General features: G+C 71.3%; 3 protein-coding genes and 1 pseudogene. 2 read left to right on the top strand and 2 right to left on the bottom strand.

The features are described from left to right. The first annotated feature begins 129 nt into the window (after positions 1 to 129). Entirely contained in the window at positions 130 to 1,341 is a 1,212-nt protein-coding gene (locus tag F3J18_RS35300) for a type III PLP-dependent enzyme (RefSeq protein WP_166916746.1), read from the top strand. Beyond that, a complete protein-coding gene (locus F3J18_RS35295) occupies positions 1,338 to 1,790 on the top strand; it encodes a ParB N-terminal domain-containing protein (protein ID WP_166916744.1) in 453 nt (150 codons plus the stop codon). Before F3J18_RS35300 ends, F3J18_RS35295 begins: the two co-directional genes overlap by 4 nt. A 75-nt stretch (positions 1,791 to 1,865) precedes the next feature. Here F3J18_RS35295 and F3J18_RS35290 read toward each other — a convergent pair whose 3' ends face one another. Next, positions 1,866 to 4,967 (bottom strand): efflux RND transporter permease subunit, encoded by a 3,102-nt coding sequence (locus tag F3J18_RS35290; protein ID WP_025102019.1) that lies wholly within the window; start codon positions 4,965 to 4,967, stop codon positions 1,866 to 1,868. After that, positions 4,964 to 5,438, bottom strand: a pseudogene (locus tag F3J18_RS38395) (efflux transporter periplasmic adaptor subunit); the annotation flags it as partial. The gene F3J18_RS35290 and the pseudogene F3J18_RS38395, both read right to left, overlap by 4 nt.

The raw sequence follows: 5,438 nt of genomic DNA, 5'->3' as shown, positions 1-5,438 counted from the left end.
CGAGGAGATCGCCGCCGCCGCCCGCGCGGGCGCCCGGCTGGTGATCACCGGCGACGACCGCGGGATCGCGCGCCGCGCGCTGGCGGCCACGCGCGAACACCATCTCCGCTTTTTCCAGGCAGGTACCGCATGAACCGCGACATCATCGAACGTTATCTCGCGCGGGCGCCGTCGCCGGCCTGCGCCTATCTGTACGACCTCGACCATCTGCGTGCCCGTGCCATGCGGCTGGTGGCGCCGCTGCCCGAGCGATGCGAGCTGTTCTATGCCGTCAAGGCCAACAGCGACGCACCGGTGCTGGCCGCGTTGCGTGGCACGGTGGCGGGTTTCGAGGTGGCCTCGCTCGGCGAGATCGAGCGCGTGCGCGAGGCGGCCGGCGATGCGCGGATCGTGTTCGGCGGCCCCGGCAAGACCGATCGCGAGCTGCGCGGCGCGCTCGAGCATGGCGTCGAACTGATCCATGTCGAGAGCGAGCTGCAGTTGCGGCGACTCGATGCGATCGCGCGCGAGGCGGGGCGACCGGCGCGCGTGCTGTTGCGCCTGAACCCGCTGCCGTTCGGCAGGGAAGGCGCGGCGCCGCGCGCCACCGGCACGCTGACGATGGGCGGGCAGGCCACCCAGTTCGGCATCGACGAGCGCCAGGCGCCGGCGCTGATCGCGCTGGCGGCCGCGCTGCCGGGCATCCGGCTGGCAGGGCTGCATCTGCACGCGCTGTCGAACAACCTGGACGCGCGCTCGCACCTGGCGCTGATCGATCATTACCTCGGCATCGCGGCCGCGCTGCGCGATTCGCATGGCCTCGTGCTCGAGATACTGAACGTCGGCGGCGGGATTGGTATCGACTATGCGGATCCCGCGCGGGAGTTCGACTGGACCGGCTTCTGCGATGGGCTGCACGGGCTGCTGGCGCAGCAGCGAGTCGACTGCCGCATCGTGTTCGAGTGCGGGCGTTTCATCTCGGCCGATTGCGGTTGCTACGTGGCCGAGGTGATCGACCTGAAGCGCAATCACGGCCGGGACTTCGCGGTGCTGCGCGGCGGCACGCATCACTTCCGCCTGCCCGCGTCCTGGCAGCACGACCACCCGTTCCAGGTGGTGCCGAACGACGCCTGGCCCTATGCGTTCGCGCGGCCGGAATTGCGCGACGGCAGGATCAGCCTGTGCGGCGAGCTCTGCACGCCCAAGGACGTGTTCGCCCGCGAGGTCCATGTCGAGCGCTTGCGCGTCGGCGACCGGGTGGTGTTCCGGCTGGCCGGCGCCTACGGCTGGCATATCTCGCATCACGATTTCCTCAGCCATCCGCATCCGGAGCGGATCTTTTTCGGGGGCGAACCGGCATGAGCAAGCTGCGCGCCCTGCATCTGCGCTTTATCGACCCCGTCCGATTGTTGCCGCATGAGCGGCACGATCCCGACCACGCGGCCGCGCTGGCCGACTCGATGCGCGACGGCGGCATCTGGCGCGTGCCGCTGGTGGCCGAGCGCGCCAGCCTGGTGGTGATGGACGGCCATCACCGGCTGGCCGCCGCGCTGGCGCTCGGCCTGGCGCGGGTGCCGGTGCTGCTGCTCGCGTATCGCGAGGTCCCGGTCGAGGCCACGCGCGCCGGCTACGCGGTGACGCCCGAGGCCATCGTCGCGCGGGCCCTGGCGGGCGATCTCTATCCGGTCAAGACCACGCGCCACGCATTCGATGCGCCACTGCCGGCCTGCCATGTGTCATTGCACCTGCTGCAGCCGCGGCAACCCGCGCCTGCCGGCATCACGCCGAGCGAGGTGGCCCTGCCTGGTTGAGGCGAGCGCGCCCCCGGCGGCGTTGGCCCGGCGCGCTTCAGCCATCGGCCGGCGCGCGCGGTGGGGTCGTCCGCCTCAGCCTTCGGTCGGCGAGTGCGCGGCGGGGGCGTCCGCTTCGGGCTCGCCGCGACCGTCGCGCGGTGCCAGCAGCAGCCGCAGCAAGGCCGGCAGCACCACCAGCACCAGCGGCAACTGCACCGCGAGGCCGGAAATGATCGCGATCGCGAGCGGCTGCTGCATCGCCGAGCCTTGGCCGATCGCGAAGGCGAGCGGCAGCAGGGCGAGGATCGCGGCGATCGTGGTCATCGCGATCGGCCGCAAGCGGTTGCGGCCGGCGGCGATCAGCGCCTCGCGAACGGCCATGCCGTCCTCGTCGACCAGCGCGTGGAACTCCGACACGTAGAAGATCGCGACCTCGGTGACGATGCCCACGATCATCGTCATCCCCATCATCGCCGAGATGTTCAGTTCGATGCCCGTGAGCCACAGCCCGACGAACACCGCGCCGGTGGCCAGCAAGGGCATGGCGAGCACGGCCAGCGCGATGCGCAGCCGCTCGTAGAGGAACAGCAGCAGGGCGAACACCAGCGCGAGGGCCGCGCCGAACACCGCCAGCAGGCCGCGAAACGCGATCTGCTGCTGCTGGTAGAGGCCGCCCAGCTCGTAGTAGACGCCGGCCGGCAGCAGCGAGGGCGCGGCCAGCGCGCGGCGCACCTCGGCGATGGTCGAGCCGAGGTCGCGACCGTCGATGCGCGCGGTGACCGCCACCATTCTCTTCAGGTTGTCGCGGCTGATCTCGGGCTGGCCGCTGACGGTTTCGGGCGCGGCCACGCGCGACAGCGCGAACAGGTGGCCGTCCGGTGCGCGGATCGACAGGCGGCCGAGCTCGGAATCGGTCAGGCGCCGGGCGCCGGCCAGTTGCACGCGCACGCCGATCGTCTTCGGGCCGAGCTGGTACTGGGTGGCGACCGTGCCCTGCAGCAGGTCGGAAAGCTGCTGGGCGATCGCCTGCGGATCCATGCCCTCGGCGGCGGCGGCATCCGCGCGCAGGTGCAGCTCGAGTGCGTCGCCGGCCGGGTTGATACCGTCGTTCACGTCGACGATGCCGCGGATCGTGCCGATCTTCGCGGCGACCTGCCGCGCGGTGCGTTCGAGCATGGCGCTGTCGTCGGCATAGATCCGGATCTGCACGGGCTGAGGCACGGCGGTCAGGTCGCCGATCAGGTCCTCCATCAACTGGGCGAGTTCGATGCTCACCCCGGGCACCTGGGTGTCGACGCGCGCGCGGATCTCCTCCATCACCACCGCGATCGGTTCACGCTTGCCGGATTTGAGCCGGATGAAGAAGTCGCCCTTGTTGGGCTCGTTGAGATCGCCGCCCAGGCCCGCGCCGGTACGGCGCGAATAGGTGTCGACATTGGGGTTGGCGCGCACGATCGCCTCCACCTGCCGGATCAGCCGGTCGGTCTCGGCCACCGAGGTACCCGGCGCGGTGTGGTAGTCGAGCACGAAGCCACCCTCGTCCATGGAGGGCATGAAGCCGCTGCCCACCTGCGTATAGGCGAAGGCCGACGCGGCCAGCAGCGGCAGCACGCCGGCCAGCAGCCACCAAGGCCTGGCGCTGGCGCGCGTGACCAGCGCCGTGTAGCGCTGCCTGAACCAGGCGGCGAGCCGCGTCTCGCGGTGCGCCTCGGCATCCTTCGCGCCGAGCCAGCGGTCGCAGAGGATCGGGATCGCCAGCCAGGTGACCAGGAACGAGATCAGCAGCGCGCTGGCCATGGTCACCGACAGCGCCTTGAAGAAGGCGCCGGTCACCCCCGACAGGAAGGCAAGCGGCACGAAGATGATCAGCGTGGCCGCCGACGAGCCGGCCAGCGGGCGCGTGAATTCGAGCGCCGCGCGCATCACGCGGCCGTGGTAACCGTGCTGGTTCGGCTCGCGCAGGCGCCGCACGATGTGCTCGATCATCACGATCGCGTCGTCGATCACCAGCCCCACGGCCGCTGCCATCCCGCCCAGCGTCATGATGTTGAAGCCCATTCCGGCCACGCTCAGCAGCAGGATGGTGGCCGCCATCACCACCGGCACCAGGGCCACCGCGATCAGCGTGATCTTCAGGTTGCGCAGGAACACGAACAGGGTCGCGGCGGCCAGCAGCACGCCGATCAGGATCGCGTCGCGCACGCTCGACGCCGAGGCCACCACCAGCTCGCTCTGGTCGTACCAGTTCGCGAGGTGCACGCCGGCCGGCATCTGCGCGGCGAAGCCGTCGAGCCTGGCGCGGATCGCGGCGGCCATCGCCACGCTGTTCGCGCCAGGTTGCTGGTAGACGTTGACCAGCACGGCGTCGCGGCCGTCGGCGGTGACCCGGATCCATTGCGGGACCACGCCGCGCGTGACGGTCGCCACCTGATCGAGCCGCACCTGGGTGCCGCCGTGGCTGGCCACCACCACCTTGCGCAGCGCGTCCAGGCCGTCGAAGGCCGCATCGGCCACCACCAGGTAGAGCTTGTCGTGATCCTCGATGCGGCCGGTGGCCATCAGCAGGTTGCCGGCGCCGACCGCCCGCGAGACGTCGGCCACCGACAGGCCGAAGGCGGCCAGCCGTTGCGGGTCGACGGCCACCTGCAGTTCGTCCTGCGCGCCGCCGGTGATGTCCACGCGCGCCACGCCGGCGACCGCCGACAGGAGCGGGCGCAACTGGAACTGGGCAAGGTCGCGCAACTGCGACGGCGAGCGGGTGGCCGAGGTCAGGCTGTAGGCCAGCACCGGGAACACGGTCGGGTCCATCCGGCGCACCTGCATGGTGGTACCCGGCGGCAGCGTGGAGAGCACTTCGGCGATCGCGGCCTGGGCCTGCAGGGTGGCCTGCGCCATGTCGGTGCCCCAGCCGAAATTCAGCGAGATTTCCGCCGCGCCGCGGCTGGTCCGCGATTCCACGTCCTGCACCTTGGGCACGCGCCGCAAGGCTTCCTCGACCGGCATCGTGACAAGTGCCGCCATCTGCTCGGCCGGCCGGTCGCCGGCGTCGAGCGATACCACCGCACGGGGGAACGCGACGTCGGGGAACAGGGAGATCGGCAGGCGCAGTGCGCTCAGCGCGCCGGCGATCGCCAGCAGCGCGATCACGAACAGCAGCGAGCGACGATGCGCCTGCATCCATTGGCCGGCCTTCATCGCGCGCCCCCCTGGTCGACGCGCACGGCCATGCCGTCGGCAAGTTCGTAGTTGCCCGATGTCACCAGCGGCCAGCCGGCATGGAGCGGGCCGTCGACGCCGTAGCCGGCCTGGTTCTCGACCCGGGTGGTGACGGTGATGCGATGCGCGCGCGTGTCGGGGCCGACCTGGTAGACATAGGCACCCTGCGCATCGCGCAGCAGGGCAGGGCGCGGTACGTTCCACCAGGTGCCGGAGTTGGCGGCGATCTCCGCGCGCACGCGCGTGCCCGGGATCAGCGCGCTGCCGGCGAGCGGCACCGCGGCCCCGACGTCGACCAACTGGCTCTGCGGATCGATCGCGGCCCCCACGACGCTGACGCGTCCCTCGCGCGGCGTGCCGGCGCGGGGCGACAGTCCGTCGATCCGCAGCGTGTCGCCCGGCTTCAGCATGCGGGCGTCGGCCGGCTCGACGCCGAGCATCACGTTGGCA

The organism is Burkholderia sp. Ax-1720 (assembly GCF_011753035.1).
Taxonomy (GTDB): Bacteria; Pseudomonadota; Gammaproteobacteria; order Burkholderiales; family Burkholderiaceae; genus Burkholderia; species Burkholderia gladioli.
This window is presented reverse-complemented; position numbering and strand designations above follow the sequence as displayed.